The organism is Leptothoe sp. EHU-05/26/07-4 (assembly GCF_043421015.1).
GTDB lineage: Bacteria > Cyanobacteriota > Cyanobacteriia > Phormidesmidales > Phormidesmidaceae > Leptothoe > Leptothoe turfae.
Genome location: NZ_JAXSQV010000007.1, coordinates 808,604 through 834,913 on the forward strand (window position 1 = coordinate 808,604; position 26,310 = coordinate 834,913).

Here is a 26,310-nt window from a genome sequence, read left to right on the forward strand (position 1 = left end):
CCCCTTAGCGATAGTAGTAAGCCAGGAACACATGCACCCCCAGCATCAATATAAAAACACTGACTAGAAAAATATGGGTAGGCAGCCAAACAGCCCGCATATTGCGGATCAATGGCCCCTTCGTCATCACTAAATCTTTATTCCCTGGTACACCAAAGAATTTACGTGGTGACTCAAGTATTCCTGTTTCTGCCACTACTCCTACAAGAGCAGAGAGGGTAACTGCAAAAAACACCCACAAAAATAAATAATTGAAATTAAGGCCAGTAGCCCCGATGGTATGGACAACTACAATCGCTAATAGACCCACGCCCAGGAAAATGTGCACACTGCGCCACAACATCACAGAACCAGGCAGTTTAATCTTACCGAGCCAGCTCCGACCTCGCTTACGTAGCGATAGCAACATTTCAAAGACAACAAATGCTAGAGCAACATAGCCTGTCACCTGCTTGTAGATTTCTCCACGGATAAACTGATGAAGCTCCACCGAACGATCCCGTAGCGCATCCAAATAAATCGGACTGATCGCAAAGGGCAACAATAACAAAGCACTCGCCAGTGTCAATAAAATTAGCGTGGAAAATTTAGGCTTCATTACCCCAAGGCAACAAACAGCAACAGTAAATAAACAACATTAGGGATAGAACTATTCGTGCAACCAACACAACTACCCCTAATGTTAGAAGAGCCTCTTAAAGACGCCCGCTAAAGCTGTGTCAAACAACCGTTATGCCAAAGGGCAAACTAAGAAGCAGGCATGCTTTCAACAGGAATGTTAATAACAACACCACCCATCACTTCACCCATCTCAAACTGCTTGTCGGGATAGCGTTCAAGGTGAATGGGGTGGGTGTTGTGGCAAGTCACACAAGCTTCAGCAACGGCTTTATCGGGGTACATTGCCGAGAAATATGCTTGACCACCCACTTCTTGATAATCTTTATAGGCCTCACCACTGGCTTCCATTTCCTCTAGAGCAATTTTTTCAAAGTCACTCTTAGGTCCATGGTTGTCGTTGATATACCAAGTAGAAATCAAGTTATAGGTAAAGTAACCAGATTCATTGGCAATCTCAGAACCCAGGCGGAACATCTGTGCAGGCAGAGGGATACCATCAGTTTGCTGCCAGCCTTCAGTAGATTCAACGTCAAGTACACCTTTGTCCTTAGACTTACCCTCAAGGGTTTTTACGCGGTTTACTACGTGCTTGGTGTAAGCAGTACGATCCGCTGCTAGCACAGTGTGAATGTAATCAGCAACAAGATCAGGGGCAATACTAGGACCTGTCGCAGTTGCTACGGTGGAAGAAGCACCACCACTACAAGCAACAGCAGTAAAGCAAACTGCAGCGGCTAAGCCCAGTAACCCAATTGTCCTAGCGCGAATGCTCTGAAACCAATTTATCAACATATTAGTCATCTCCTGGTACATCCGGATATTTCAATCTTGTTCACGACAGAGGATTCTGAACAACAACCATGCGCTATTCAGAGGCATTGCCCGATCTCCTCGCCTCAGCAGCCTTCATCATGTCAAAGGTCTCCATTTCAAGGGTTGGAGGTCGGTCAAAATTGGCTTCGACCAGTTCAGGGTCGAAAATACTGTTATAGCTATACTCAAGGCCGTGACAATTCATGCACACATCCCCCACCATGCGATCCTGTGGTTTGAGGTTGTATGTATTGTTGTGATTCACCTTGACAGTAGTACTATCATCTTGGCCATGGGGCACACGGGGTAAATGACAAGTAGAACAACTCACAGCACCCGGTCCAGGGCGAGGAAGCTGCTGACTCGCTGAAAACAACTCAGCATGCCTGGAATTTTGATAATTCAGGGAATGATTGTCGTTATGACAGGTTAAGCATGCATCAACTGACGCTTCCACCGTGTTAGCAGAATGCACATCATGACAAGCATTACAGGTCATCTGCTTGTCCATTGCATCATGCTTCATAGGTAGTCTGGCCATCGCCGGGGTTAAAGGCGAATCACCTTCTAGCAGACGGACACCATGCTTACTTAGTAAGAATGTATCCACCGCTTGCTCGTGGCAAGATTGACAGGTCTCGTGATTAGGAGCTGCCAGAAACTCTTTAGTCTCACTATGCTGATGACAGCTGGCGCAATTCACATCGTTAAGAGCATGGGCGCTGCTTTGCCACAGACTATTAATATCACTTAGCTCTTGCTCTGTCGTCGCTCCAGCTATCTGACTAGGAGCAAAACTCACTAGCAGTATCAATCCAAAAAGCACGAGAGAACGCAGCAGCCTAGATATCTGACACATCATGAGCCACCTCCCAAAAACTCTTTGCTGAGGTTAGGCTCAGGGGCTGCTTCTAGGGATGTAGTCACCACCCGATCAGGGACCTCCTGAACAGGCAACATCTCTGGCGCTCCCATGTTCTGTCGCAAAAAACCCGTTGATACCGTGCTGTGATCATGATAGTTGTGACAACCTGCAGTCCAGCAACCGTCCGGAGCAAATCCTTCATGGCTCTTGAGCTGTGTCAGGGTCAGCTCCTCATGGCAAGCCATACACAAATCAGGTTGCAGATTCACTCCCCGACCAAACATGTGCACATGCTCATTGTGGCAAGCCGTACAGGTCAGTACGTCAACTCTCTCTCGATACTCTGCCCAGCGGGGGTCTCGAAATTTTTTCACCCCATGCAAATCATCAGCTAGCTCGGCCCCATGACAACGGGTGCAGGTCTCATTACTAACGGGTTTAAACCCTTCATGACAAGAAGCACAGGACGCCTCAAAGACATGATGCCCTTCAGAGGTTTCACCAGGTAGAAAAACCTCTTTCTTATCTAGAGCAAACGCTGCTGAAACCCACACAAGCAAAATAACCAAAGCCAGAATGATGCCTGTCTTGAGGGAGAATACGTTACCTAGTCTTTGCTTAAAAGAGCGTGCCATCAAATCCCTAAGCAACCACCATTAAAGCAACACCATCAGTAGAATGACGAGGGCCGCCGCACCGCCGCCGATAATGCCCGCCGTTGTTCCCGCACCAATACCTTCTGGCACCTCAGTTGGCACAGCTGCTACAGATTCCAACTGAATATCCTGCTGATCGTAGTCAGCTCCTTCAAGCATCAGCTCAGTGATGGCACCGTATGCACCAACCCAAGCATCCTTGACATCAGATGTCCAGGCATCACCTGCATATTGCTCCAGAGTCTTCAGCAAACTATTCCCCACCAAAGGATAGTGAGCAGGCAGAGCACCATACTTAACATGACGTGCCCCTAAGCCCTTTAAGGCTTTGCTCAAAACATCTGGCTTACGTAGGTTTTCAACCACCATCACCAGACCACCCTTAAGCATCTGCTTCTGCTTGGCCATATCCGTGTGCTCAAATAAGGGGCGAGCATCTGGATAATCGGTAAACAGATGCTCGTAAAATGTCGATACTAAGTCATCGGCCTTAGGAGCAACCAACGCAAAGCTTTGTTCGAGCAGCTCTACATTAAGACCACCCTCTTCGGCAGGCGCACTTTCTAATGCCACTTCTTCCTGTGTATAATCAGCTCCTTCAAGCATTAGCTCAGTAATCGCTCCATACGCACCGGCCCAAGCTTCTTTGAGATCCGATGTCCACGCGTCACCGGCATATTGTTCAAGGGTTTTCAACAAACTGTTGCCCACCAGCGGATAGTGCTCTGGCAAAGCACCATACTTGACATGACGAGCACCCAAGCCCTTAAGCGCATTACTCAGAACCTCCGGCTTCCTGAGATTTTCAATAACCATCACCAGAGCACCTTTAAGCATCTGTTGCTGCTTAGCCATATCTGAATGCTCAAACAATGGCTGAGCTGCTGGATAGTCTGTAAAAAGGTTGTTATAGAAGCTACCTATAAACTCATCGGCTTTGGGCTTCACAAGTTCGAAACTCTGCTCTAACAACTCAACGTTTAAGGACATTCCTGTTAGTCTCACTTCAACAAGTTTTCGTCACAAGCATTGTTTCAAGGAACCAAAAAATGCCATGCAGAGATGCTTGGAAAGCACAAAGCATTCCAACAAATCAACTAAATGCACTGAAACAAGCTAAGTGATGATTGTGGGGCTCGATTCCACAGATGCCTTTTCAGAGCACCCAAGGCAATCAAAGACAAATACAGCGTCATGAAACCAAATGCCTGAGACCAGCTTCGGCAGTAACAAAGCTTTATGTCTATGGATCGGTATCTGCGTATTTGACTATCACCGTATTGCGATCACAACTATTTTTTTGTGGCTTCAGATACCAAAATGACAGCTAAATCCCTTTAACGCATCTGATATTTGCAAAAATTGAATCCATCTTGCTTTTGGAAAATAATTTTGGAAGACAACATTTTTTCATTTAAACCAAAACTGCCAAAATTCTTTATTTAAGAAGCTTTCACACTTCTATTCATCTCCACTCACATATGTTTTTTGAGTTCTAAATAATTACGAAAATAAGTGTTCATTTGCGTTTATCGACATAGATCGATTCGTTTTTTGAATAATATCGGTCGCGATGATAAGAAACAGAGATTTTCTGTGCCCATGTATACAAACAAGACATCAAATCACGGTGAAGATTGTCAAATGTTGTTGTTTTATCGACAACCCAGCAATGTGAGTAATCTGGTAATTCCTCGCTTATGACCTCTGCCGTGGTTCAATTTATAGGTTCGATTAGACTAGCTGTTCCCTTGTTGGTGATTATTGGCTCTGTTCTTATCGGTGCAACATTTTATGAGTCAGAGGTAGGGTCAGCTGTTGTTCAGCAAGAGATTTATAAGAGTCCATGGTTTGGGGCTCTAATGTTTCTGTTAGCCGTGAATCTAAGTCTTTCCACATTACTCCGTTATCCCTGGAAGGGGGCTCGTAAAGTTGGCTTTGCCATTGCTCACTGGGGTTTGGTGGTGATTATCGCTGGGTCAGCGGCGGTTATTCATTTAAGTGTTGAAGGCATGCTGTTGGCACGTACAGACGGTGGTCCTGTTAGTACCTTGCGGGTGGAGGGTGACCTGTTGGAAGTTGCCGCCCTTGGTCAAGAGACACAGCAGGCATCCTTATTCATTAAGGACAATGGCAGTGTTGTTCCCAGTCACCTAGGAGATTTATCTCTACTGGGCTATACCAATCACGCCATTAAGACGGCTCACTTTACAGATGGCGCAACCATTGACAATCCAGCTGTAAGACTGTCTCTCAGTAGCGATCGCATGGGTCAAACCCTGGAGCGTTGGCTAGCGGTTGCTCCGGCGTCCTATGATCGCATGGATATCGGGCCTGCTGAATTACAAATCATCCAGGTGCACTCTGGTCAGGAGCTGCAGCAAGCGTTAACCATGCCTTCTCCAGGCAGTAATGCTGTCTGGGGCACATTGACTCTTAATCTCCCAGACATGACTCAAACAGTAGATGTGAAATCTAGTGTGAATCAAGCCATCATGCTGAGGGATGTTGAACTCGCCATCAAAGATTTTTGGCCTGATTTTCGCCTTGATGGTGATGGCAAGCCAGAAACTGTAACGCAGCAGCTGCGAAATCCAGCTGTGCAATTGGAGCTATCGATGGGTGATGCAACTGAGCGTTGGTTTATCTTTGGCAACCCAGCGTTCGAACCCATTCGTGCACAGTTGTCCGGAGACACCCCTTTGGCTGTGGATATCAACTACGAAATTTCAGCTAATGCGCAACCGGATGCCTTCTTTAAAGTCGTTGTAGATAAAAAAGGTGAACTGCATTATGCGGCCAAGTCATCTAAAGGCTTTAAATCTGGTCCTCTTGGTTTAGGCGAAGCAGTGACACCCGGCTGGGCAGATTTTGAAATCACCCTTGAAGATTATGTGCCACAGGCACGAATTGAGCGAGATATTGTGCCTTTACCAGAAGGTTCCGAAGGTGGGGAACCCGCTTTGCAGGTTGCAACTGCAAATGGCCAGACAGCTTGGGTGCCATGGGGTGAGCCAACCACGATTACAACCCAGGCAGGCGACTTGTACGTAGCCTTCAGCCCCAAGCTGATGCAGCTACCCTTTGCCCTTAAACTCAATGACTTTATCGTGGAGCGCAATGAGGGGAGCGAGTCTGTGGCCATGTGGACAAGTCTGGTTACACTGATGGAGCCACAAACCGGTGAATTGACAGAACGTCGAGTGTGGATGAATCATCCTACGTGGTTTAAGGGGTGGAAAGTTGCTCAGGCATCGTGGAATCCGGGTGATTTAGCCCAGTCTACGTTGCAGGTTAAGCGTGAACCCTGGTGGGTGACAGGCCTGACTTGGCTGGGTTCACTCATGGTGACCCTGGGCGTAGCCATCATGTTCTACGGTCGAGCTGTGGCTAAAAAGCTGAAATTTGTGGGTGACATCTTAGGGGCTGCTGAAGATAACCAAGATGTTGGTACCAAACAGATTCCCATTTTTAACGTTTTCTCTAATGGTGCAGGCAAAACCGCTACATAGAGGAAATAGTTATCTGCATCATCCTATCTGTATCAAAATAGGGACTTAAGTCCCTGTGATTCGAGTATCCGCATTCATAAGTCACATCCCATGAAACTTCTTAAATTTGCGATTGGTTTATGCCTTGGGCTATTGCTGATTGTTCTGCCCATCAGTCAGTTTCAGCCGTCCGCCCTGGATAGCCTACAAACCATGACTGTGCAGCAGGGTGGACGCAAAAAGCCACTGGATACCGTTGCGCAGGAGACCGTTGCTAAGATTCATGGGGCAACGACCTATAAACACGATGGCGTTCAGGAAAGTGCCATGGAAACTTTTATGTCTCTTTGGCTTAACAATCGCAACTGGAACGAAGAGCCGTTTGTGTTGGTCAGCTATCGTCCCTTAAAGGAGCTAGCGGGGCTGGATGTGGAGCAGAAGCATTTCTCTTTTGAGACGCTGATGCGCAACCAACCGTTGGGAGATGTGGTTAGAGCGGCCCATCGTAAGCAGATTGATGAAGAGGATTTGACTCGCGACGAACGGGAAGCCCTGACCATCGAGGACCGGTTGCAACTAATGCTGAGCATGGTGAACGATGATGCGATCGCAATCGTCCCTCACCCCAGTGATATAAAAGGCAAATGGGTGGGCATCAACGAGGCTCAAACCCTTTACGATGCAGAATCTGTGGCTCCACTGCTAGCCAACTTCGCCATTATTAAGCAGACAATTTTGTCGGGTACCGATCATCTGCCCATGCTTGCTCCCATGACCCAGTCTCTCAAAGCTGGGCTGGCCTCCCTTAGTCCTGACGTTTATCCCGCAGATGGGGGCATGCGCCGCGAGGTATTTTTCAATCACTTCCATCCCTTTGCCAAGGCCTGGCAGCTCTACGGCATTGCTTTTGTCTTAATGCTTGTGGCCCTGTGGGTACAGCCCTTTAATCTGTACTGGACTGCCATTGGCACCTTTGTGGCCGGTGTCGCTGTGCAAAGCTTTGGCTTTTGGCTTCGGATGCAGATTGCCGGTCGCCCTCCTGTAACCAATATGTATGAATCAGTGGTTTGGGTAGGGTTTGGCATTGCAGCTATTGCCCTCATGTTCGAGCTTTTGCATCGTTCTAAATACTATTTGCTAGCAGCGGCTCCCCTGTCAGTGGTGTGCTTAATTTTGGCCGATAGCCTACCCGCTGTGCTGGACCCCAGCATTTCACCACTGGTGCCGGTACTGCGGGATAACTTCTGGCTGAGTATTCACGTTCCCACCATTGCTCTCAGCTATGCCAGCTTTGCTCTGGCCTTAGGGTTAGGTCACGTAGCCCTGGGCAGCTATCTGTTTACCCCCGATGCCAAGTCACGCATTAAATTGCTGTCTCAGCTCAACTACCGGGTGCTGCAAGTGGGTGTGCTACTGCTGACCGCTGGCATTATTCTTGGCGGTATTTGGGCCCACTTCTCCTGGGGGCGCTTCTGGGGCTGGGACCCTAAGGAAACCTGGGCACTGATTGCATTGCTTTGCTACCTGATACCACTTCACGGTCGTCTAGTCGGTTGGATTGGCAATTTTGGCATTAGCGTGGCCAGCGTGGTGGCCTTTAATGCCGTACTGATGGCTTGGTATGGCGTCAACTTTGTTTTGGGGACTGGGCTACACAGCTATGGTTTTGGCACCGGTGGTTCTGAGCTGATGATTGCTGGAGTCGTCGGTTTAGATTTACTGTTTGTGCTAATCACTGCCATTCGTCATCAAGGTTGGCTGGGTGGCATGCAGGCAGCCGAGACCCGTACCTAATCGACAGGTAAAGGGTCCGGCTTTCAAGAACATAAAGAGAGAGGACTTTATATGAAACGTCGTGAGTTTGGCAACCTGTTTGGGTTGGGATTGTTGGCTACATCTTTGCCGATTGCGATCGCAGCCTGCAATCCCACAGAAACTACCTCTGAAGCCCCAGAACCTGATGATGCTCCAGCTGCCACGATCGATGAAACACCGAGAGAAGATGGATTTGCCGCTCTCGGTACCGTCACCGATTTAGACAGCGATGGTTATCTAGCCAAAAAAGGCTTTATTGCTGGCCCTGTGATTGTCATTCGCGATCCAGCCGCTGCCGATAGCGTCATCGCTCTTAACTCCATGTGCACTCACCAGGGCTGTAGCGTCGAGTGGAAAGATGACGCATTTGCCTGTCCCTGCCATGGCTCAAAGTTCAACACTGATGGCAGCGTGGCCACCGGTCCTGCTACCGACCCCTTAGCCTCCTATGAGGCGATTATCGATGGCGATTTGGTCCTGGTGAAAGCCACCTAAGCTGGGCGCAACACTAGTAAGATGGGCCTGACCGATTTTCTGGTGATACCTTGAAGACTATTGCGGCCTGGATCAATCAACACGGCCTCCGTTCCACCCCCCAAAATCAACGTATCTGGTTAGCAGCGAGCCTGATTATTGCCATAATTTATGGCATTTTGTTCTGGCGAATTGCCTTTGCGGGGCCGTACACCATTGCAGACGACGGTCGGCAGCACCTATTTTGGATGCTGCGTTATGTTGATCCTGGCCTATTCCCAGACGATATTATTGCCGACTATTTTCAATCAGTCGCTCCCGGTGGTTATAAGGCTCTCTATTGGCTGGGTGCAAAAGTAGGACTGCATCCATTTCTATTGAGTAAACTGCTGCCTCCCGTTTTGGGCGTCATCGGCACAGCCTATGCCTTTTACCTGGCCATCGCCATTATCCCTGTGCCGCTAGTCGCGTTTACCAGCACAATTATTCTCAATCAATCCCTGTGGATGTGGGATGAACTAGCCTCCGCCACCCCTAAGGCCTTCAACATTTTGTTGATTTTGGCCTTTTTACTGTATGTCGTGCGGCGACAACTTATCCCCTGTGTAATAGTGCTCGGTCTCCAGGGATTGTTTTACCCCCAGACTGTGTTTGTCTCACTGACGCTGTTAGGGCTACAGGTGATCTGGCCGCCACGAAAACCGGATGCTTGGAAGTTTTTGGCTGTAGGTCTGGCAGTGGCTAGTCTTGTATTGTTACCCTACGCCATTGGCACCTCACCCTATGGCCCTGTGGTCACCCTAGAACAAGCCAGGGGCATGGCGGAGTTTCAACCCGGTAGTCGTAACGCCTTTTTCTATAACAACCCGCTGAGATACTGGTTATTTGCCGCCCGCAGCGGTCTGCTACCGCCCGTTGTTCCTGTCACCATTTGCGCTGCATTATTGTTGCCCCTGCTCTATCGACTGCGGCTGCCCCTGCTAAAAACAATCACCCGCAACGGTGCCATCCTTCATCAGCTATGGCTTGCCTCAGTCATCATGTTTTTCGCCTCCCACGCCCTCTTATTTCGTCTGCACTTACCTAGCCGCTACAGCCGCCACAGCATTAAAATCATTTTCTCTCTAGCCGCCGCCATAGTATTAGTGACGCTATTAGACGCAGCTCTCCGACGTTTGCATCAGTCTCATTTATGGCGGCAGGGAGTCGCTCTCAGCTTGGTAATTGGCTTTACTGTAATTACCGTAGGTTATCCGGGTTTACTCAACAGTTTTCTAAATGTGGTGTATGTGAACTCGAATCGCACCGCACTCTATGGGTATTTACAACAACAGCCCCGCGATATTCGGATCGCTTCTTTAGCGAAGGAAGCTGAGAATATTCCAGCCTTTACAGGTCGTTCAGTGCTTGTCAGCCCAGGGCATAGTTTGGCCTACCACCAAGGCTATTACAGCCAAATTCGATCTCGTATTTTAGACTTGATGGCCGCCCAATATAGCCCAGACCTATCCAAACTCCACTCAGTTATTACTGACTACGGTATTGATTTTTGGCTGATCGATGAGAACTCGTTTAATGCCGATAATATGCCACGCCAGTGGCTACGACAGTTTGACGCAGAGCTATCATCAGCCATAGAACTGCTACAGCAACAACCCTCTGCCTTACAGCAACTCACACCTGCCTGTACCGTAGTCAGTGATCAAGGTAAAACGCTGCTTTCAGCAGATTGTATACTTCAAATTCAGGGGTGACCGATCATGTAATCGTCTTCATTTACAAAAGATCGCCGTAATGCAAAATGCAAAATCAAGCACTTTAAAACTGACATTACTCATCTTCACATCCTTCAGTAAACACGTCTCCACTGGGCATTGTTGCACCACACAGTCTTGCCTCAGCGAGAATATCTTCAGCAACAGTAGCCCCCGTCAGATCAGCACCTCGCAGAGCAACATCATTGAGATTTGCGTCAGTTAAGTTTGCACCCACTAGTTGGGCATCAGCTAAAACGGCATCATCAAAGTCAGCCATGGAAAGGGTACTGTTAGTGAGATCAGCACCTCGTAAATTGGCATAGAGGCGAAATCGCTGAAGTCCTAAAAAGGGAATAAATCCTGTGGAGGTGAATTCTGTTAGATCGGCGTTACTCAGGTCTACGTTGATCAGGTTAGCCCCTGCCAAATGGGCACCACCCAGCTCAGCATTCGGCATCTTGGCATCCTGTAAATTCGCTAAGGGCAAACTGGCGGCATGTAAATCAACAGCATCCATGGTGGCGGCTGATAAATTTGCTAAGCCTAGCTTTGCCCGACTAAAGTCCGTTTCCGTCAGGTTGGCTCCACTCAAATCGGCACCCACCAGATAGGCTTCCGAAAAATCAGCGCCTGATAGATTCGCACCAGCAAGCACAGCCCCTTCCAAATTAGCCTTATCCAGATCTAATTCACTCAAATCGACCCCGCTAAGATCACAACGAATGCAGGCATTGGTCTCCATTAGCTGTTGCCGTGCATCTTCAACAGAAAAATTGGGTGTGGTTAGTGTCGTTGTTATAGCGCCAATATCTCCACGGCCTAGCTGCTCTAACAAGTAAGCACCAAACTCTTCTGTCGACGTCACACGCAAAATATTGCTGCGGTGTCCATCGGTCTCTGGAGACTCAATAAAGCCAATGGCAACTTCAGCAAAATCTTCTTTGCCACGCCCTTCTCGTTCATCGCTATCCCCTGGCACATAGTCGCGCTCAAAGCCACCATATTCTGCCTCGTTGCGTTGAATATAGAGTTGGCCACCTACGAAAAATGCAGTGGCATCGATTTCTCTATCCCAAATACGTAAGGCTGTGGAAAAAATCTGATCAAAGGGGATGCGAATCTCTCGACTCCCTTTTTGGTTATCCAGAGGCTCAATGGGATCACCCTCTTCTGCATACACGACGAGGATATTGTCTTCAATCAATAGTCGACAATCACCAGAAGCATCAACCTGAGATAAATCTAAACCACAGTTCACCTGGGTGCCATCTCGATCATTCAGGGGTATCGGTGCTTCAAACCCCTCACAACGAGAATTAAAAGGAAAACTGCTGCAAAGCCTGTACAGTTCGTCTAAGCTGAGTTCTTCGGTCTGTGCCCTACTTGTTGCACTCAGACCTAGAAGCAAAGCAAAAGGAACAATAATCCCTAGACGTGGCATCAACTGCACAAGCCCCATGGTAAATACCTCAACTATATTCGGTGAATAATCGAATATAGTTGATACTACCGATTGAATGCCAATTTCTATGAATATAGATTAATTAGCCAGATTAATTAGCCCGTGATTGTCCCTGTGAGAGGAGAACTAGCACTTGCATAGGCTTTCACTGGAATACGACCGGCTAAATAGGCGAAGCGTCCTGCCTCAGTCGCCAATCCCATGGCTCGACCCATTTTCACAGGGTCTTGAGCTTTTGCGATCGCAGTGTTAATCAACAACGCATCCGCCCCCATCTCCATAGATTCGGCAGCTTCACTGGGGCTACCAATTCCTGCGTCTACCACCACCGGTATGGTGGCTTGCTCAACAATAATGCCAATGTTAGCCGCGTTGCGCACCCCCTGACCTGACCCAATGGGAGAGCCCAGCGGCATCACTGTTGCACACCCAGCTTCCTCAAGATGCTTGGCCAAAATCGGATCGGCATTGATATAGGGCAGTACAGCAAACCCTTCTTTTACAAGTTGTTCCGCCGCCTGTAGTGTGCCAATGGGATCAGGCAACAAATATTTTGAATCTGGAATCACCTCTAATTTCACAAAGTTGTTGTCTTCCTGCCCCAACAGCTTTGCCATCTCTCTGCCTAAACGAGCCACCCGAATCGCCTCATCGGCACTGGTACATCCAGCCGTATTGGGCAACATCCAAACCTTCTGCCAGTCAATTGCTTGAGCCAGACCTTCATGGCCAGGAGCATTGGTCTGCACCCGACGTACAGCCACCGTCACAATTTGGCTACCGCTAGCGGCCAGACTAGCCCGCATCGTATCAAAATTGTCAAATTTACCCGTACCCGTCATCAACCGTGACGAGAAAGACCGTCCGGCAATAACAAGAGCATCATCATCAGTCGTAATCGGAGGAGCAGAAAGAGTTTGCATTTTTGTAGGAATCGAAAAAAACGTAGGTTGGGTTGAACGGGTGCAACCCAACGACTCGGAATTAGGGGCGGCAGTAGAATTTTTTGAATCGGTAGGATGGCCGCCGCCCACCATCCCCGCAGCATCGGCAATACCCTGCTTCGCTGCCCCCATAAACCGTTCCCAATGGAACGTTGCCAACAGCGGATCAGGCTGACCTTGAATCGATTCAACAATCAGCTTGGCAGTAATTGGCGTCAGCAGCACACCATTCCGGTGATGCCCCGTTGCCAAGGTCAGATTATGGCATTGACTAGGTCCCAAAATAGGTGCTTCGTCAGGTGTTGTAGGGCGATATCCCCACCAACAGTCTTGTAAGGGACAATCAGCCAATGACGGATATAGCCGTACTGCCTCGTTGAGCAACTGTGCCACACCAGCAGGCGTATTATGGGGGGTAAATCCAACATCCTCATTGGTTGCCCCCAGCACAATCCGTCCATCTTTGCGCGGCACTATGTAGATATGCTCCCCATACAAAACTCGATTGAGGCGATGGGGAAAATTGGGCGGTGTGCCTAGAGCGGCCATTTGTCCCTTACGGGGGATTATGGGAATGGGCAATAGCTCACTGGACCAAGCACCAGCCGCCAAAACGTAATGCCCCGCCTGCTGCTGACCATTGGATGTCAGTACCCCAGTGACCTGCTGATTATGTTGCAAAAACGCCTCAGCACTCACCCCTTCTTGGATGTCCACTCCCAGTTCTTGGGCTCCAATGCGCAGGGCCTGAAGCAGGGCGCGAGTATCGACCTGCCCCTCTTCGGGGTACCAGTAACCCCCCTGAACATTGGGGTTAAGGTGGGGCTGATAGCTATGAATAGCGGTCTGGCTGAGTAAACCTGGTGAAGCATGCTCTAAAGAGAACACAGGGGTGAGAATCCCACAGGGCCAAAAGCCGGTATCTTGACCCGTCAGTTCCTCTAACTTACGACTCCAGCTGGCATAGAGGGCAAGACTTCGCTGGCTCAGATCCAACAGAGCCCCTGTTAAGCCTTCAGCACTCGGAGCTAACATGCCTGCAGCCGCGTGTCCCGCAGCCGCATTAAAATCACGACTGAGTACGGTAACGGTAGCCCCTTGCTGGCGAAGTTCGGTTGCGATCGCAAGCCCAACAATCCCGCCACCAATCACCAGCACATCTGCCTGACCCATAGGTTTTTATCAACCACCTCTTCAATAAACAATGTTTGCAAGAATAAACAATGCTTGCAAGCAATAGCCGCCCAGTAAGTCTTAACGACGGTGCCAATTTTAGGAAGACATTGTCTGTAATATCTAGGCGCAGAACAGACCTTAACAGATTGTCCTGCCTCGAAGATGAGTTACATCCTGAAACACAACAAGCGCATCAGTCTACCCTACCAAAGCGCCCTAACAGGTGGCTGATTTTGGTTCTGATTGGTGGGTTGCGGCTGCGCTTGTCCCTGATTTGCAGGGGGTGTTTGCGGTGTAGTTTGAGCCGTCTCTCCAGCCGTGGGGTTGGGCTCAACAACAACGCCATCGGTATCATCCCCAGCATTGTTGGTTTGAGCATTGATACCAAAGGCCGGAGCACTTTGCACACCGACAACTTGACGTTGAGGAATCTCCCCTGCCTTTTCTAACGGTGTTCGACTACTAATAATTCCAATGGAATTACCATTCGCATCATCTCCATTCAGTGCTACTACGGTGCCACTGGTGGCATCGTCAGCCGCCTCAAAATTAGTTTGGGAAGACGGGTCATCATCGGTTTGGTCCACCCAAGATGCTACTTGGTTAGACGCACTGGTGCCGTAGATGGCCATCAGTGAAATCGCCGCCAGAATACCACCCAAGATAAACTTATTCATACGCCTATCCCCTCCTTACTACCACCGCCTTTTATCATTACCCAGTTCTTGAAAAATGGAGCCACTATTTGCAGGAATTCAGACATTAACTCTAACAACTTTGGGTCTAAACTTTAACGCCTCACCACACTAACGTTTGTCCCTGTCCCCAAAACTGATCGTATTTAGTCACTGTAATATCCCCCAGTACAGTGGTTTGGCAGGCTAAGCGCAGGGGACGCTCAGGGGTATGGGGCGGTAGTGACCGTCGACCCCGATCCTTCCAATTTGCCGCTGATACCTCACCCTCGATCATCACAGCACAGGTTCCACAGCTACCGATACCACGGCAGTTAATCAAATTAGCGCTGCCATTGTATAGAGCAATGTCGTTATCTAAAAGCACACGTCTGAGATTGGCACCCGTTTCACATTCAAAGGTTTGTCCTTGAGCAGTCACGTTTGGCATGGGAATCATTGTGTTAAGCATTTCAAACTACATTCCAGTTTCTTATGTGGCAAATTCAAGTCTGTGTAGATAGTTTGATAAATAACAGTTTAGATGTGTAAAACACTTAGGCGTTTTGATTTAGAAACATTGCAAATATCACTAAATATTTATCAGTGAATTAAGCCATAACCTGAAGTTTTCGCAGCTTTTCCATGGCCTTCATAAAAGTAGTGAGATGATATGACTTAAACGACTCAAAAAATAGCCTGTCACAAAGAGTATAAAATGCTGCCAAACACTTGTGGTTAAGAGGATTGATCCTCATCCGTTCATTTCCCATTTTGGGTTGTGAATATCTTCATCAAAGGTCTAAACTCGGTACACAGGGTCTTTAAATTGCCACGTATCTAAAAAATAAAAATCAAATAAAGTTCAGAATTCGACACTCAGCAAATATCACAGGAAGCATCCTCTACATCTACTATTTCTAGGCTTCATTCACTACATTGTGTTCTCTGTTGCTATGTCTCAAAACACTCAGCTTTGGATTTACGACACTACTCTGCGGGATGGTGCGCAGCGCGAGGGGTTGTCCCTTTCGGTTGAAGATAAATTGAATATTGCTCGCCGCTTAGACGATCTGGGGATTCCCTTTATCGAGGGGGGATGGCCAGGAGCGAATCCGAAAGATGGGCAGTTTTTTTCTCAGCTCCAGCAGCACCCATTGCGTCAGGCTGAAGTCGTTGCTTTTTGCTCGACTCGCCGCCCCCATATGCCAGTGACAGAGGATGTCACCTTAGCAGCAGCTTTAGCAGCAAGAACTAACTGGTTAACCCTGTTTGGTAAGTCTTGGGATCTCCACGTTACCGAGGGGTTAAAGACGGAGTTGAATGAAAATCTATCCATGATCTACGACTCCATTGCCTATTTAAGACGGCAAGGACGACGGGTCATCTACGATGCTGAGCACTGGTTTGATGGTTATGTAAGCAATCCTACATATGCAGTCCAAACCTTGGAAGCTGCGCTTCGGGCTGGTGCGGAGTGGTTGGTGCTATGCGACACCAACGGCGGCATGTTACCCCATCAGATCACGGAGATTGTACGCACAGTTGGTCAGTGGTTGGCCACGTTGAATTTGAAAAATCCTCCTCAGTTAGGTATCCATACCCATAACGATGGCGATCTGGCCGTTGCTAACTCTCTGACAGCTGCCCTAGAAGGGGTCACCATGGTTCAAGGCACCATCAACGGCTATGGCGAACGATGCGGTAATGCCAATCTATGTTCATTAATTCCCAATCTTCAGCTGAAGCTTGGCTACAACTGTCTACCGGCAGAAAAGTTGGCGACTCTGGCGGAAACCAGCCGATATGTGAGTGAAATAGTCAATTTAGCGCCAAATGAGCATGCTCCTTATGTGGGGCTGTCAGCTTTTGCTCACAAAGGCGGTATTCATGTCAGCGCTGTAGAACGAAATCCCAAAACCTACGAGCATATTGAACCGACTGCTGTGGGTAATCTGCGCCGCATTGTAATTTCTGATCAGGCAGGGTTAAGCAATGTCATGGCTAAAGCCCGCAGCTTTGGTCTCAAACTAGATCGCACCAGTCCCACCTCGCGGCAGCTACTGCATCGGCTAAAGTCCTTAGAAGACGAGGGCTATCAGTTTGAAGCTGCGGAGGCTAGTTTTGAATTATTGATGCGAGAGGCCTTGGGGCAACGGCCCAAAATGTTTGATGTGTATGGATTTCAGGTGCATTGCGAGCGGATGCCCTACGCTGGCAGCGGCGTGAATTGTTCCCCTGAGGACCCAGCGGGCAGCTCTTCTTTGGCCACCGTCAAGGTGTCTGTGGATGGCAAAATCTTACTCCACGCAGCTGAAGGAAATGGCCCTGTAGAGGCTCTAGACCATGCTCTCCGCAAGGCATTAGAACGCTTTTATCCAGAGTTAGAGAGATTTTACTTGACCGACTACAAGGTGCGCATTCTAGACAGTGCTTCAGGTACTGCTGCGAAGACCCGCGTGCTGGTGGAATTTGGGGATGGCGAACATCGTTGGACCACCGTAGGACTTTCTCCCAACATTTTGGAGGCGTCCTATAAGGCGGTCGTTGAAGGTTTGGAATATGGCTTGCTCAAGTTGAGATCGGAAGTAAAGGCTAAGCTGGTAGCGTGTCAATCTTGACCCTACTCACCTTTTACCCCGTTCTCTCCCATGCACAATTGGACCTGGCAGACCTGGCAAGGTCAGCCCTATTTAACCTGCGATCTGATTGCCCAACCCCATGGCTTCTTCACTTCGGCATTTGCGCCCCAACTCCCTGAAGTTCTCACGTCAGCGTTGAGCAAGAATGCCGAGGTACTCAGAACAAAACAAGTCCATGGCAATGTCGTCCTTGCTCCAGAGGCCGTCAGAACCGGGACTAAGACCCTCGTAGCCAGTGGTAGCAGTCAGGTCTCAGATGAGGACATTGAGCGTCCCCATGCAGATGGTTGCTTTAGTAGTAAAGCGGGTCAAGCCACGTGGGTTTGCACGGCAGACTGTACGCCTGCACTGATTGCGGACGAACGTACTGGGCAAGTGGCCGCTGCCCATGCGGGCTGGCGTGGTACTGCGCAGAAAATTGTCCCCACCGCCATTGCGAAGCTGCAGGCTCAAGGCTCGCAACTCCAGGATTTGCGTGTTTTGCTGGGACCTGCGATCGCAGGTGAAGTCTACCAGGTGGGAGAAGATGTTGCCACCCAAATGGGCCTCAGCGTCGTCGATGCGGACCAATTTGCCAATCCAGCAGACATCGTTGCCCATCTATTAACGGTAGATAGTCCACCCCTATTACCCGATAACAAGCCCGGTCATGTGCGTCTAGATGTCCGTCGTATCAACGAAATGCAGCTAGAACAGATGGGCCTCGCATCGGACCAGGTAGCCACTGCACCCCACTGCACGTTTCAAGAACCCGAGCGTTTTTTCTCCTACCGTCGTACTAAGCTTAAGCAAGTACAGTGGTCAGGCATTATCAGTGTGTAGTAAGTACTGTGGTAATGGCTAGTTCTGCCTGATAGGCAGTCTCCAGGTTAGTGACATAATCAAAGGTATTAGGTGCTAGGGGTTAAATTTTAAGACAGTCTTCTGGCCGCTCGGCTAATTCACCTAAGTCTCTGACGCGAGCTATGCATTAACGTGCATGAAATATTCACTGGAAGAGCCTTAGGCTGCCGCCGCTGTCGTAACCAGCGCTAACTCCACCTGATCCTCAGGCAGTGATTCAATTTCAGCCCGAATATTAGGCCCGAAGAATCTCTCGATTTTTTCATGCTTTTCCTGCCAAGTTTCTAAGGCCATGTAAGGTGAATCAAACTCCAGCACTAGGGCATATGCACCATCCCGCAGCTCTTCACGCAAACCACTAAGAATAGGGCGTTGCTTATCGTTAGGGCTCAATCCTAATCGCTCTAAAGCAATATCTAGGTGAGCTTCCTGTCCGTAACGATAGCGAGTGACATCCTTACGAACCTGATTTTGCGTTTGGGTTGCCGTTTTATCCCGCAGTGTAACAACGGTATCGCTAGCTGGTTGAGTATAAGGTACCGGCTCTAACTCAGCAGCCCGCAACGCTGCTCCCCCCAAGAGCAGTGGAATTCCATAGAAAAATCCCGCCAAATTTAAGGTGGCCATATCTTTGAAGTAGGCTACAAAGCCCACCAGGGTCAGGATAGAGCCAATTGATAGTAGAACACCACCGAGGGGAACTTTGCGTAGCATATGTAGGATTTAAATTCAAAAATGAACGTCAGTGGTGAATGATGATGTTTGCTTCGTGCAATTAGACACAGGTTTGTGATAGCAAACCTAGTCTTGCCTAATCCCAATCTTGTCTAATCCCATAGTAAAGGGATTTGCCTTTAAACCCTGCTCAAAAATTAGATCCGACCTGCACGGAATCAATACTCAGGGCCTTTGTAAACATGGAAGTTCTAGGATAAATTTCCTGCAAATACAAAACGAACTCACGACTATACTAGTGACTGTCTGTCCGTATATTCATCATCTACGACTGGTCCAGCTCCTGATAGCATTAAGCACCCAAAGTTGCTTATTCTGGAGTTGGTAGACGGTGATATCAGACATAACTATGCCTCTAGAAACGCTTAAAACTCAGATTGAACAAATCAGGGCTAAACGAAATTCCTTGGTGCAGCTACTAGAGCAGCCTAACCTAGGCACACTACGGATCGACGTCAATCAGGCTTTAGAAGAAATGGATGATTTGCTAGAAGAATTTGAGCGTGTTTTCAAAGAAAAATCTCAAGGTTAGGCTGTCATACTTATCTGATGGCAGCCTCTGCCTTAAGCTAATCATTCAATACGCTTTTTAATTTTTTTATTTAATCCACTGGTCACATGGCAACCTATTCTGTTGAAATCAAACATCAAGGGACTGTTCAAACCATCACTGTCGATGAACAGGAAACGATTTTAGCTGCGGCCCAAGCGGCTGGCCTAGATCTTCCCACCTCCTGTGGCGCAGGGGTCTGCACCACATGCGCTGCGTTGATCACTGAGGGGAGCGTATCTCAAGAAGATGGTATGGGGGTCAGCCAAGAACTTCAAGATAAGGGCTATGCCTTATTATGTGTGGCGTATCCCACGTCCAATATCAAGCTAGAAACAGAAAAGGAAGACGCAGTTTACCAATCCCAATTTGGCCAATTTCAAAATTAACCCTATAGCGCTAAAGCAGGTCAACATCGGACATAAAAGTCGGACATAAAAGTCGGTGCTGTCCACCACACACGGGCATGACGGATTTGGACAATAACTCATCAGATTGCAGCACATTCCTGACCACAGAGTTTGTTTTGATGACGGTCGAGCTTCAGACTACGGGTATCGCGCTTCGTAACCATATTGAAAGCCAACTGCGCACCTATGGTAAACCCCTGCGGTGGGCAATCACATCGGTAGAAAAGACAACCGCCCAGATAGAAGCGGTGGTTACAGTGGTGCCCAAGGATCAAGCATGAGCATTGTTCAAAATGGCCGCCCCCATACCACTATGATGATTGTTCCTACGGGGGTAGGGGCAGCGATTGGTGGCTATGCAGGGGATGCCTTGCCCGTTGCTCGTGCGATCGCAACCGTCACTGATCGTCTGATTACCCATCCCAATGTGCTCAATGGGGCCCAGCTCTACTGGCCCCTACCCAATGCCTACTATGTTGAAGGCTATGGCCTCGACCAGTTTGCTGCTGGACGCTGGCACCTACAGCCAGTGCATCAAAATACCATTGGCTTGGTGCTAGACCAGGAGATTGAAGACGATCTGCGTTGGCGACATTTGCAAGCAGCCGATGCCGCTCGTGCCACCCTTGGTCTCAAGATCCATGGATATGTCACTACAGATGCTTCCTTGGGGGTACAGCTAAAACAGGCAGCAGCAGCTACTTGGGGCACATTAGAACGCCCTGATAGCCTGCTGCGTGCGGTCGAGCATTTGCTGCAATCGGGCTGTACCGCCATTGCTGTCATTGCCCGTTTTCCAGATGATATGGATAGCGATGCCCTCACCGACTATCGCCAGGGCCAGGGTGTCGATCCCCTCGCTGGCGCTGAAGCCGTCATTAGTCATCTGGTGGTACGCGAGTTTCAAGTGCCCTGTGCCCATGCCCCAGCCCTTCAGCCGCTGCCGCTTGACCCGAGCATTTCTCCACGGTCTGCCGCTGAAGAAATTGGCTATACTTTTTTACCCTGTGTGCTGGCAGGACTGAGCAAAGCGCCTCAGTTCAGCACCATGGCCACCGCCCGCAGCATTAGCGCCCCCGACGTTGATGTCCTGATTGTTCCAGCCAGTACATTAGGGGGCAGTGCTACTCTGAGTCTCAGTGGCACGGCTACCCAAATTATTGCGGTTAAAGACAATCCCACTACCCTTGCAGTTGATGCTGCCGCTTTAAATCTAAATGTGGTCAATGTGGGGTCTTACTTGGAAGCCGTGGGTGCGATCGCAACCCAGCGAGCGGGTATCGATATCTCGGCATTAAGCCCCCATATTCCTCATCTACAGCCGCTGCTTCAGCCATCGCAGCATTGGTCAAATCCTAAACATAGCGTTGGCCACCTTGGTTAGGACCATGATGCATAATCCCTTACCCTTGCATACGGCCTGATCCATTAGTTTTCCATGAAGTTTATTTCAACATTCCTAAGATAAATAAGAAAACGCGCTATTCTGCTCCCCTGCTTGACTATCCTAGAAGACTAGCTTCGGTCTATTTGCATATCCCTTATGTCTACCTTGAGCGCACAGCCCCGAGACACACTTCAAAAGGCGTGCCATATTCAACAAGATGAAATCCTGGAACTAAACGTCCCTGAGCAAGCTTGGCAGATCCGTTCAGGCACCGTTGCTCTATGTCGGGTGGTTGATGGCATCCTGCACTGCTTTTTTACCGCCCATGAGGGTGAAGTGATTTTTGGTGTGTCGGCTAAAGATAGTGGCATGATTGCGATCGCAATCGAACCTGCTGTTATTACCGCTATACCGTAACGGCCTGCAACACCCCTGCCATTTCATCATCCGTCTTCCAAGCCTGACCATCTAGGGCCATCTGCTCAATCAGACTTGCCAACCGCAACGCTTTCAGCGCTTGCTCACCCCCTACAGAAGGCTTCCCTCCCCCTCGGGCACAGTTCACAAAGTGCTCAAGTTCTGCATGGAGGGGCTCAATATTACTGGTGTAGACCTTTTCAATCAGGCCATCCTGACGATAGAGCACCTGGCCATAGTCTGTCATCGTATTCGCCGTTGTCTGACGGTGAATCAAAATCTCATTGTTGAGAAAGTCAGCCTCAGTTAGGGAATTACGGCAGTGGGCCGCAATGCTACGAATCTTGCGATGAGTGACCTTACTGGCCGTCAAAGTAGCGACAATGCCATTGGCAAACCCCAGTGTGGCTGTCACATAGTCTAAATACGGCGAATCCCCAGCTCGACTGCCGCTAGCAGTCAACTTGACCACCGGAGCCTCCGCCAGCTCTAGCAACAGGTCGATGTCATGGATCATCAGGTCGAGCACCACCGAGACATCATTCGCCCGTTGAGAGTAAGGGCTCATGCGCCGAGCCTCAAGGGCTAGTAGTTTTTCGGTCTTGAGGACATTATGTAATTCCTGAAAAGCCGGATTAAAACGCTCAATATGGCCGACTTGTAAAATGCAGTTTGCCTCGGCAGCAGCATTTACTAAAGACTCGGCTTCACTGATATTAGCGGCAATCGGCTTTTCAATTAACATATGCACGCCAGCCTGCAAACAGGCCATTCCCACTTGATGGTGAAACCGGGTGGGTACAGCAATGCAAACGGCATCCACATGCTTCAGCAGCTCATCATAGTCTTCAAAGAAACGCACACCATACTTGCCAGCGGTCGACAAACCACGTTCAACATTTGTATCCGCAATGCCAACCAACTGCACATCTTTAATGCGACTCAGTACACGAGCATGGTGTTGACCCATGTTGCCAACACCAATTACGCCAATGCGGAGCAAGTCCTCGTGACTATCACTTGCAATTTGAGAATCTCGTTGTTGCACGCCAGGGTCCCTCACACCAGAGAGCAATTTGCTCCCAGAATGACTTTACTTTCCTCAAAGTCAACCAGATATTACCACAGCAATCCTTAGTTCTTTGGTTGCATGCTCCACTTATAACGTCAAACCAGTCCTTCTATTGTCAGAATTTTGGCCATAGGAATAGCAATCTGCCATCCCGCTGTGTCAATTTCCTGTCTGTCTGCGAGGGATACGACGGCGTAGTGGCACATTATGACGTGTGATCTGAATCTGCTCTAACTTCGGACCTTTAACCGTTTTCACCGTGAAAACAAGGTCATCACCATAGTTCAACTGCTCCCCTGCTTCAGGGATTTTCTGCAATGAATGGATGACAAACCCTGCCAGAGTTTGATAATCATCGGTGGTGGGCAGTGCCAACGTAAACTGCTTATTGACCGCATCAATTTCCATTTGAGCAGGCACTAAAGCTGAGTGGTCATCTACATAGGTAATGTCTCCCGCTAGCATCACCTCTTCGTCACCAATCAGCTCAGCCGTTACATCTGCCCAAGTCACCAATCCAGCCGTGCCACCATAGTTATCCACCACAATCATCATTGAATGATTTAATCGCTGCATCCGGCTGAGTAAGTCGCTCAGTGGTAAATCTGTTGGCACCACCCGTGCAGCTTTCATCCACGGACGGATCTCGGTTGCATAGGTCAGCTGCCCTTTCGCCAGAGGCTCAGCCATCGCCTTAAAATCAAGAATGCCGCTGATACTATCCAAAGACTCGCCGACCAAAGGAAACTGAGAATATCCTGTCTCTACCACGATATTCAGTAAATCCTGCCAGGTCGCTGTATCGTCTAGGGCCACAACTTGGGTTCGCGGCACCATGATGTCTTCCACTGTAAAATCCCTGGACTCAAAGACATTATTGAGAATATCCCGTTCTTCTTGATCCAGGTCAAGCACCGCTGTTGGCGTCCTGATAATCATTTGCAGCTCATCTGACGTGAGCTGAGTATCCGACTGACGTCGCTCCTGTAATCCCACCAGTTTAAGTAAGCCTTGGGTGGAAAAATTGAGAAGCCATACAACGGGTGAAAACAATCGAGCCACGGTAAGGCTGACAGGCCCTAACAGCCGCGCTGCTTGTTCCGAATAGCTCAAGGCCAATGATTTGGGAATCAATTCCCCCAGAACAATCTGTAAATAGGCCAGACTCCAAAACGCTAACATCAGTGCTAGCCCATGGGAAAAAAACGAGACAGGAATAGGCAGCTGCCGTAACCAGTGATGCAGCAAGACCGCTAGGGTGTCTTCCCCAATCCAGCCTAGGGCTAGGCTAGCCAAGGTAATACCAATTTGGGTCGTAGGCAGCAGGCGGTCAATGCTCTGCTGAAGACTTTGAACGGTTTGTGCCTGGACATCACCAACTGAGGCCAGCTGATTAATCCGAGAGCGCCGCACCGAAACAATAGAAAATTCTGCTGCCACGAAAAAAGCATTCAGAATAATCAGCGCCACGATTGCCAGCAGACGGGCCATGATACCTGTAGCGCCAATGGGTAACCCACCGCCGTCAATCATGAAACCCTGCACAACCATTGACAGCCCCTTGGGGGGGGTGGTTCATCTATTTGTCCCATTTTTCGACTACTCAGCAGTATCCAAGCCACCTTCAATACGAGCCTTGATGTTTTTGAGGATATCCTCCTCCTTCAGCAAGACAAAGTCACTCGTTTGGGTGGTATCTCGGCTACCCGTTGAAGCGCTGGCAGGACGAGTTTCTGGTTGGCGAATACCGGTCAGGGCTTGCCGCCCCAAGGAATATCCCCAAGATGCGCTAACAATGCCTGAACCAAACATAGCGGCAAGCAATATCAAGGTAAACGCGATTGCTGGATTAACTCTCATAAGGTCAGGGGATATTCTGCCAGGCACTGTTAAATTAAAACTTAGCCAAAATAGCAATATGGATTAGCGTACCCTTAGAAAGGGCCGCTTAAATTTAAATATATCAAAAACTGTTACTCATCTATTTTCAGGAGTTGACTATGATATAACAGGCCTAATAGATATACTTTCTATAGCCAGGGTTGGCCGAGCGGATTAGGCAGCGAACTCATAATTCGCCTTAGGCAGGTTCGATTCCTGCACCCTGGATTGTAAAAGCCCCGATGCCTTTAAGACACCGGGGCTTTTTATTAACGTCTTGGCAACGGCTCAAAGTTTAGCTCAGTGCCGACTACTCGGCTGCCTGCTTGGGAACCAGGCAGCATCTGAAGTGAGGTGTTGTAAGGATTAGCCAGATCAGGTACTCGAATCGCTGGGGTATTGCGGGTTTGAAGAAACATGAGTTCGTTATAGGCTTCATTAAGCCCAGCACTGTTGCGATCTAACTCCAATTCAGGGAAAGCTGCCCGTCCTGGAATCCCAAAGCCAAAAATATGAGCCGCCTGACGACCAATGCTGCGATCTCGTCTATAGCTACCGCTGTGACGAGTGTTAATGTCATCCATTGTTTCAAGCACAGTTGGCTCGGTAAACGTTGCGTTCTGTGCGTTGGCGCGGCTGGCCATGGCTGACAAGGCTGCGATCGCAACCGCAGTACTGAGTACTAATCCCTTAAGTTTCATGATGGGTCCACCTCACAATTTGGGGCATATAGTACCCCGGTTCATAAAAATCGATAAACTAGCTAAGCATTATTCAGCAGTCAATAATGAAGCCACCAAAAGCTAAAGCAGAGTTATCAACAAAAGTTGGCCTCTATCTTATCCGTTTTAATCACTTTTGCAATGCTTCATAGACACATAATGCACAACATTAGTCAACGCTTTTTCAAAAGTACCCATCCCATCCAGTGATCTCTAACACCATGGCTCCTTCGTCCACCGTCTCCACTGATCTCACCACCGTTAAACAGCAGTTGCTTGATTTGATCTGCACAGATGCTTACAAAGAGGGCGATTTCATCCTGTCCTCAGGGCAACAGAGTACCTATTACATCAATGGGAAATTGGTTACCTTGCACCCTCAAGGTGTGCAGATGGTGGGGCAAGTCATGCTTGATTATTTAGATGACAACGTTGTTGGTGTTGGCGGTCTTACCTTGGGTGCTGATCCAATTGTTACCGCAGTCAGCGTTGTTGCAGCCTATACAGGACGTTCTATAACTCCTCTCATTGTGCGCAAAGAAGCCAAAGGCCATGGCACCCAAGCCTACATTGAAGGTCCCGTCCTACCTGAGAATAGCAATGTTGTCATTTTGGAAGATGTTGTTACCACCGGACAGTCCGCTATGAAGGCTATCGTCCGTCTGAGAGCAGCTGGTTACACCGTCAAACAGGTAATTTCTTTGGTCGATCGACAGCAAGGGGGAGCTGAGCACTATGCTCAGGAAAATATTGACTTTAAAGCAGTTTTCACAATCAGCGAAATCCAAGCACGCTGGAAAGCCCTAAACCTTCAATCTGCTTAGCATCGGTTGTTTAGCAAATTCCGGAACAAAGTAATAAATTTCAAGAATATTTGAAATTACCCCTAAGGGTACTGGCGAT

26 protein-coding genes and 1 tRNA gene are annotated in these 26,310 nt (G+C 48.7%); 13 read left to right on the top strand and 14 right to left on the bottom strand.

Features of this window, described 5'->3' with window-relative positions; translation table 11 throughout:
- Nucleotides 1-4: 4 nt before the first annotated feature.
- The 5 genes from U2F10_RS27960 to U2F10_RS27980 form a co-directional block, all read right to left on the bottom strand.
- Nucleotides 5-598 (bottom strand): hypothetical protein, encoded by a 594-nt coding sequence (locus U2F10_RS27960; RefSeq protein WP_163663617.1) that lies wholly within the window; start codon nt 596-598, stop codon nt 5-7.
- 149 nt (nt 599-747) lie between these two features.
- Entirely contained in the window at nt 748-1,413 is a 666-nt protein-coding gene (locus U2F10_RS27965; protein ID WP_163663615.1) for a Tll0287-like domain-containing protein, read from the bottom strand.
- Nucleotides 1,414-1,486: 73 nt separating this feature from the next.
- Nucleotides 1,487-2,236 carry a cytochrome c3 family protein gene (locus tag U2F10_RS27970; protein ID WP_348917924.1) on the bottom strand — a complete coding sequence of 250 codons (750 nt, stop codon included), beginning with the start codon at nt 2,234-2,236 and terminating at the stop codon, nt 1,487-1,489.
- Between the two features lie 56 nt (nt 2,237-2,292).
- Complete coding sequence (locus tag U2F10_RS27975) at nt 2,293-2,934, bottom strand: cytochrome c3 family protein (protein ID WP_163663612.1); 642 nt, start codon at nt 2,932-2,934, stop codon at nt 2,293-2,295.
- Between the two features lie 21 nt (nt 2,935-2,955).
- On the bottom strand, nt 2,956-3,945 hold the full coding sequence (locus U2F10_RS27980; RefSeq protein WP_163663610.1) for a globin family protein: 990 nt from the start codon (nt 3,943-3,945) through the stop codon (nt 2,956-2,958).
- 710 nt (nt 3,946-4,655) lie between these two features.
- On the opposite strand from U2F10_RS27980, the gene U2F10_RS27985 reads away from it, so the two are divergent.
- The 4 genes from U2F10_RS27985 to U2F10_RS28000 all read left to right on the top strand — a co-directional run bounded on the left by U2F10_RS27985 (nt 4,656) and on the right by U2F10_RS28000 (nt 10,489).
- Nucleotides 4,656-6,467, top strand: coding sequence for a cytochrome c biogenesis ResB family protein (locus U2F10_RS27985; protein ID WP_499873924.1), 1,812 nt, complete (start codon nt 4,656-4,658; stop codon nt 6,465-6,467).
- A gap of 90 nt (nt 6,468-6,557) precedes the next feature.
- The gene (locus tag U2F10_RS27990) at nt 6,558-8,240 is read left to right on the top strand and encodes a cytochrome c biogenesis protein (protein WP_499873926.1); all 1,683 of its coding nucleotides are present in this window, start codon (nt 6,558-6,560) and stop codon (nt 8,238-8,240) included.
- Between the two features lie 51 nt (nt 8,241-8,291).
- Nucleotides 8,292-8,756 (top strand): QcrA and Rieske domain-containing protein, encoded by a 465-nt coding sequence (locus tag U2F10_RS27995; protein ID WP_163663603.1) that lies wholly within the window; start codon nt 8,292-8,294, stop codon nt 8,754-8,756.
- Nucleotides 8,757-8,806: 50 nt separating this feature from the next.
- Nucleotides 8,807-10,489: a hypothetical protein gene (locus U2F10_RS28000; RefSeq protein WP_499873927.1), complete on the top strand. Its 1,683-nt coding sequence runs from the start codon at nt 8,807-8,809 to the stop codon at nt 10,487-10,489.
- A gap of 76 nt (nt 10,490-10,565) precedes the next feature.
- On the opposite strand, the gene U2F10_RS28005 is transcribed toward U2F10_RS28000, so the two are convergent.
- The 4 genes from U2F10_RS28005 to U2F10_RS28020 all read right to left on the bottom strand — a co-directional run bounded on the left by U2F10_RS28005 (nt 10,566) and on the right by U2F10_RS28020 (nt 15,199).
- Nucleotides 10,566-11,951 carry a pentapeptide repeat-containing protein gene (locus U2F10_RS28005; RefSeq protein WP_499868232.1) on the bottom strand — a complete coding sequence of 462 codons (1,386 nt, stop codon included), beginning with the start codon at nt 11,949-11,951 and terminating at the stop codon, nt 10,566-10,568.
- A 98-nt stretch (nt 11,952-12,049) separates the two neighbouring features.
- Entirely contained in the window at nt 12,050-14,071 is a 2,022-nt protein-coding gene (gene thiO, locus U2F10_RS28010) for a glycine oxidase ThiO (RefSeq protein ID WP_499873928.1), read from the bottom strand.
- Between the two features lie 206 nt (nt 14,072-14,277).
- Nucleotides 14,278-14,751 carry a hypothetical protein gene (locus U2F10_RS28015; RefSeq protein WP_458789343.1) on the bottom strand — a complete coding sequence of 158 codons (474 nt, stop codon included), beginning with the start codon at nt 14,749-14,751 and terminating at the stop codon, nt 14,278-14,280.
- A 121-nt stretch (nt 14,752-14,872) separates the two neighbouring features.
- On the bottom strand, nt 14,873-15,199 hold the full coding sequence (locus tag U2F10_RS28020) for a 2Fe-2S iron-sulfur cluster-binding protein (protein ID WP_163698772.1): 327 nt from the start codon (nt 15,197-15,199) through the stop codon (nt 14,873-14,875).
- A 505-nt stretch (nt 15,200-15,704) separates the two neighbouring features.
- Between U2F10_RS28020 and cimA the strand changes: the two genes are divergently transcribed.
- Nucleotides 15,705-17,369 carry a citramalate synthase gene (gene cimA, locus U2F10_RS28025; RefSeq protein ID WP_163663593.1) on the top strand — a complete coding sequence of 555 codons (1,665 nt, stop codon included), beginning with the start codon at nt 15,705-15,707 and terminating at the stop codon, nt 17,367-17,369.
- 30 nt (nt 17,370-17,399) lie between these two features.
- Nucleotides 17,400-18,212: a peptidoglycan editing factor PgeF gene (pgeF, locus tag U2F10_RS28030; RefSeq protein WP_163663591.1), complete on the top strand. Its 813-nt coding sequence runs from the start codon at nt 17,400-17,402 to the stop codon at nt 18,210-18,212.
- A gap of 180 nt (nt 18,213-18,392) precedes the next feature.
- Here the strand turns inward: pgeF and U2F10_RS28035 are convergent, their stop codons facing one another.
- A complete protein-coding gene (locus U2F10_RS28035) occupies nt 18,393-18,947 on the bottom strand; it encodes a DUF2854 domain-containing protein (protein ID WP_163663589.1) in 555 nt (184 codons plus the stop codon).
- A 370-nt stretch (nt 18,948-19,317) separates the two neighbouring features.
- Between U2F10_RS28035 and U2F10_RS28040 the strand changes: the two genes are divergently transcribed.
- The 5 genes from U2F10_RS28040 to U2F10_RS28060 all read left to right on the top strand — a co-directional run bounded on the left by U2F10_RS28040 (nt 19,318) and on the right by U2F10_RS28060 (nt 21,732).
- Nucleotides 19,318-19,500, top strand: a complete 183-nt coding sequence (locus U2F10_RS28040; RefSeq protein ID WP_006517676.1) for a hypothetical protein — start codon at nt 19,318-19,320, stop codon at nt 19,498-19,500.
- 86 nt (nt 19,501-19,586) lie between these two features.
- A complete protein-coding gene (locus U2F10_RS28045) occupies nt 19,587-19,907 on the top strand; it encodes a 2Fe-2S iron-sulfur cluster-binding protein (RefSeq protein ID WP_006517677.1) in 321 nt (106 codons plus the stop codon).
- A 77-nt stretch (nt 19,908-19,984) separates the two neighbouring features.
- On the top strand, nt 19,985-20,209 hold the full coding sequence (locus U2F10_RS28050; RefSeq protein WP_499873930.1) for a DUF8621 family protein: 225 nt from the start codon (nt 19,985-19,987) through the stop codon (nt 20,207-20,209).
- On the top strand, nt 20,206-21,312 hold the full coding sequence (locus tag U2F10_RS28055; protein WP_499873932.1) for a DUF3326 domain-containing protein: 1,107 nt from the start codon (nt 20,206-20,208) through the stop codon (nt 21,310-21,312). The genes U2F10_RS28050 and U2F10_RS28055 overlap by 4 nt, the downstream gene beginning before the upstream one ends.
- A 159-nt stretch (nt 21,313-21,471) precedes the next feature.
- Nucleotides 21,472-21,732 (top strand): hypothetical protein, encoded by a 261-nt coding sequence (locus U2F10_RS28060; RefSeq protein ID WP_163663585.1) that lies wholly within the window; start codon nt 21,472-21,474, stop codon nt 21,730-21,732.
- Here U2F10_RS28060 and U2F10_RS28065 read toward each other — a convergent pair.
- The 3 genes from U2F10_RS28065 to U2F10_RS28075 all read right to left on the bottom strand — a co-directional run bounded on the left by U2F10_RS28065 (nt 21,722) and on the right by U2F10_RS28075 (nt 24,664).
- On the bottom strand, nt 21,722-22,780 hold the full coding sequence (locus U2F10_RS28065; protein WP_163663583.1) for a Gfo/Idh/MocA family oxidoreductase: 1,059 nt from the start codon (nt 22,778-22,780) through the stop codon (nt 21,722-21,724). The genes U2F10_RS28060 and U2F10_RS28065 overlap by 11 nt on opposite strands.
- A gap of 183 nt (nt 22,781-22,963) precedes the next feature.
- Complete coding sequence (locus tag U2F10_RS28070; protein ID WP_163663581.1) at nt 22,964-24,355, bottom strand: hemolysin family protein; 1,392 nt, start codon at nt 24,353-24,355, stop codon at nt 22,964-22,966.
- Nucleotides 24,356-24,403: 48 nt separating this feature from the next.
- On the bottom strand, nt 24,404-24,664 hold the full coding sequence (locus U2F10_RS28075) for a hypothetical protein (RefSeq protein ID WP_006517683.1): 261 nt from the start codon (nt 24,662-24,664) through the stop codon (nt 24,404-24,406).
- 176 nt (nt 24,665-24,840) lie between these two features.
- Between U2F10_RS28075 and U2F10_RS28080 the strand changes: the two genes are divergently transcribed.
- A tRNA-Ile gene (locus tag U2F10_RS28080) sits at nt 24,841-24,913 on the top strand.
- A gap of 41 nt (nt 24,914-24,954) precedes the next feature.
- Here U2F10_RS28080 and U2F10_RS28085 read toward each other — a convergent pair.
- Entirely contained in the window at nt 24,955-25,386 is a 432-nt protein-coding gene (locus U2F10_RS28085) for a hypothetical protein (protein WP_163663579.1), read from the bottom strand.
- A gap of 242 nt (nt 25,387-25,628) precedes the next feature.
- Between U2F10_RS28085 and pyrE the strand changes: the two genes are divergently transcribed.
- Nucleotides 25,629-26,231: an orotate phosphoribosyltransferase gene (pyrE, locus tag U2F10_RS28090; protein WP_163663577.1), complete on the top strand. Its 603-nt coding sequence runs from the start codon at nt 25,629-25,631 to the stop codon at nt 26,229-26,231.
- Nucleotides 26,232-26,310: the final 79 nt, after the last annotated feature.

Excerpts from the sequence above, each read along its gene's own strand:
- U2F10_RS27980 (WP_163663610.1), bottom strand. The coding sequence starts at position 3,945 with ATGTCCTTAAACGTTGAGTTGTTAGAGCAGAGTTTCGAACTTGTGAAG.
- U2F10_RS28070 (WP_163663581.1), bottom strand. The coding sequence starts at position 24,355 with ATGGTTGTGCAGGGTTTCATGATTGACGGCGGTGGGTTACCCATTGGC.
- U2F10_RS27995 (WP_163663603.1), top strand. The coding sequence starts at position 8,292 with ATGAAACGTCGTGAGTTTGGCAACCTGTTTGGGTTGGGATTGTTGGCT.
- U2F10_RS27965 (WP_163663615.1), bottom strand. The coding sequence starts at position 1,413 with ATGTTGATAAATTGGTTTCAGAGCATTCGCGCTAGGACAATTGGGTTA.
- U2F10_RS27960 (WP_163663617.1), bottom strand. The coding sequence starts at position 598 with ATGAAGCCTAAATTTTCCACGCTAATTTTATTGACACTGGCGAGTGCT.
- U2F10_RS28040 (WP_006517676.1), top strand. The coding sequence starts at position 19,318 with ATGCCTCTAGAAACGCTTAAAACTCAGATTGAACAAATCAGGGCTAAA.
- pgeF (WP_163663591.1), top strand. The coding sequence starts at position 17,400 with ATGCACAATTGGACCTGGCAGACCTGGCAAGGTCAGCCCTATTTAACC.
- U2F10_RS28045 (WP_006517677.1), top strand. The coding sequence starts at position 19,587 with ATGGCAACCTATTCTGTTGAAATCAAACATCAAGGGACTGTTCAAACC.
- U2F10_RS28085 (WP_163663579.1), bottom strand. The coding sequence starts at position 25,386 with ATGAAACTTAAGGGATTAGTACTCAGTACTGCGGTTGCGATCGCAGCC.
- pyrE (WP_163663577.1), top strand. The coding sequence starts at position 25,629 with ATGGCTCCTTCGTCCACCGTCTCCACTGATCTCACCACCGTTAAACAG.
- cimA (WP_163663593.1), top strand. The coding sequence starts at position 15,705 with ATGTCTCAAAACACTCAGCTTTGGATTTACGACACTACTCTGCGGGAT.
- U2F10_RS28055 (WP_499873932.1), top strand. The coding sequence starts at position 20,206 with ATGAGCATTGTTCAAAATGGCCGCCCCCATACCACTATGATGATTGTT.
- U2F10_RS27975 (WP_163663612.1), bottom strand. The coding sequence starts at position 2,934 with ATGGCACGCTCTTTTAAGCAAAGACTAGGTAACGTATTCTCCCTCAAG.
- U2F10_RS27990 (WP_499873926.1), top strand. The coding sequence starts at position 6,558 with ATGAAACTTCTTAAATTTGCGATTGGTTTATGCCTTGGGCTATTGCTG.
- U2F10_RS28050 (WP_499873930.1), top strand. The coding sequence starts at position 19,985 with ATGACGGATTTGGACAATAACTCATCAGATTGCAGCACATTCCTGACC.
- thiO (WP_499873928.1), bottom strand. The coding sequence starts at position 14,071 with ATGGGTCAGGCAGATGTGCTGGTGATTGGTGGCGGGATTGTTGGGCTT.
- U2F10_RS28035 (WP_163663589.1), bottom strand. The coding sequence starts at position 18,947 with ATGCTACGCAAAGTTCCCCTCGGTGGTGTTCTACTATCAATTGGCTCT.
- U2F10_RS27985 (WP_499873924.1), top strand. The coding sequence starts at position 4,656 with ATGACCTCTGCCGTGGTTCAATTTATAGGTTCGATTAGACTAGCTGTT.
- U2F10_RS28060 (WP_163663585.1), top strand. The coding sequence starts at position 21,472 with ATGTCTACCTTGAGCGCACAGCCCCGAGACACACTTCAAAAGGCGTGC.
- U2F10_RS28015 (WP_458789343.1), bottom strand. The coding sequence starts at position 14,751 with ATGAATAAGTTTATCTTGGGTGGTATTCTGGCGGCGATTTCACTGATG.
- U2F10_RS28020 (WP_163698772.1), bottom strand. The coding sequence starts at position 15,199 with ATGCCAAACGTGACTGCTCAAGGACAAACCTTTGAATGTGAAACGGGT.
- U2F10_RS28005 (WP_499868232.1), bottom strand. The coding sequence starts at position 11,951 with ATGGGGCTTGTGCAGTTGATGCCACGTCTAGGGATTATTGTTCCTTTT.
- U2F10_RS28075 (WP_006517683.1), bottom strand. The coding sequence starts at position 24,664 with ATGAGAGTTAATCCAGCAATCGCGTTTACCTTGATATTGCTTGCCGCT.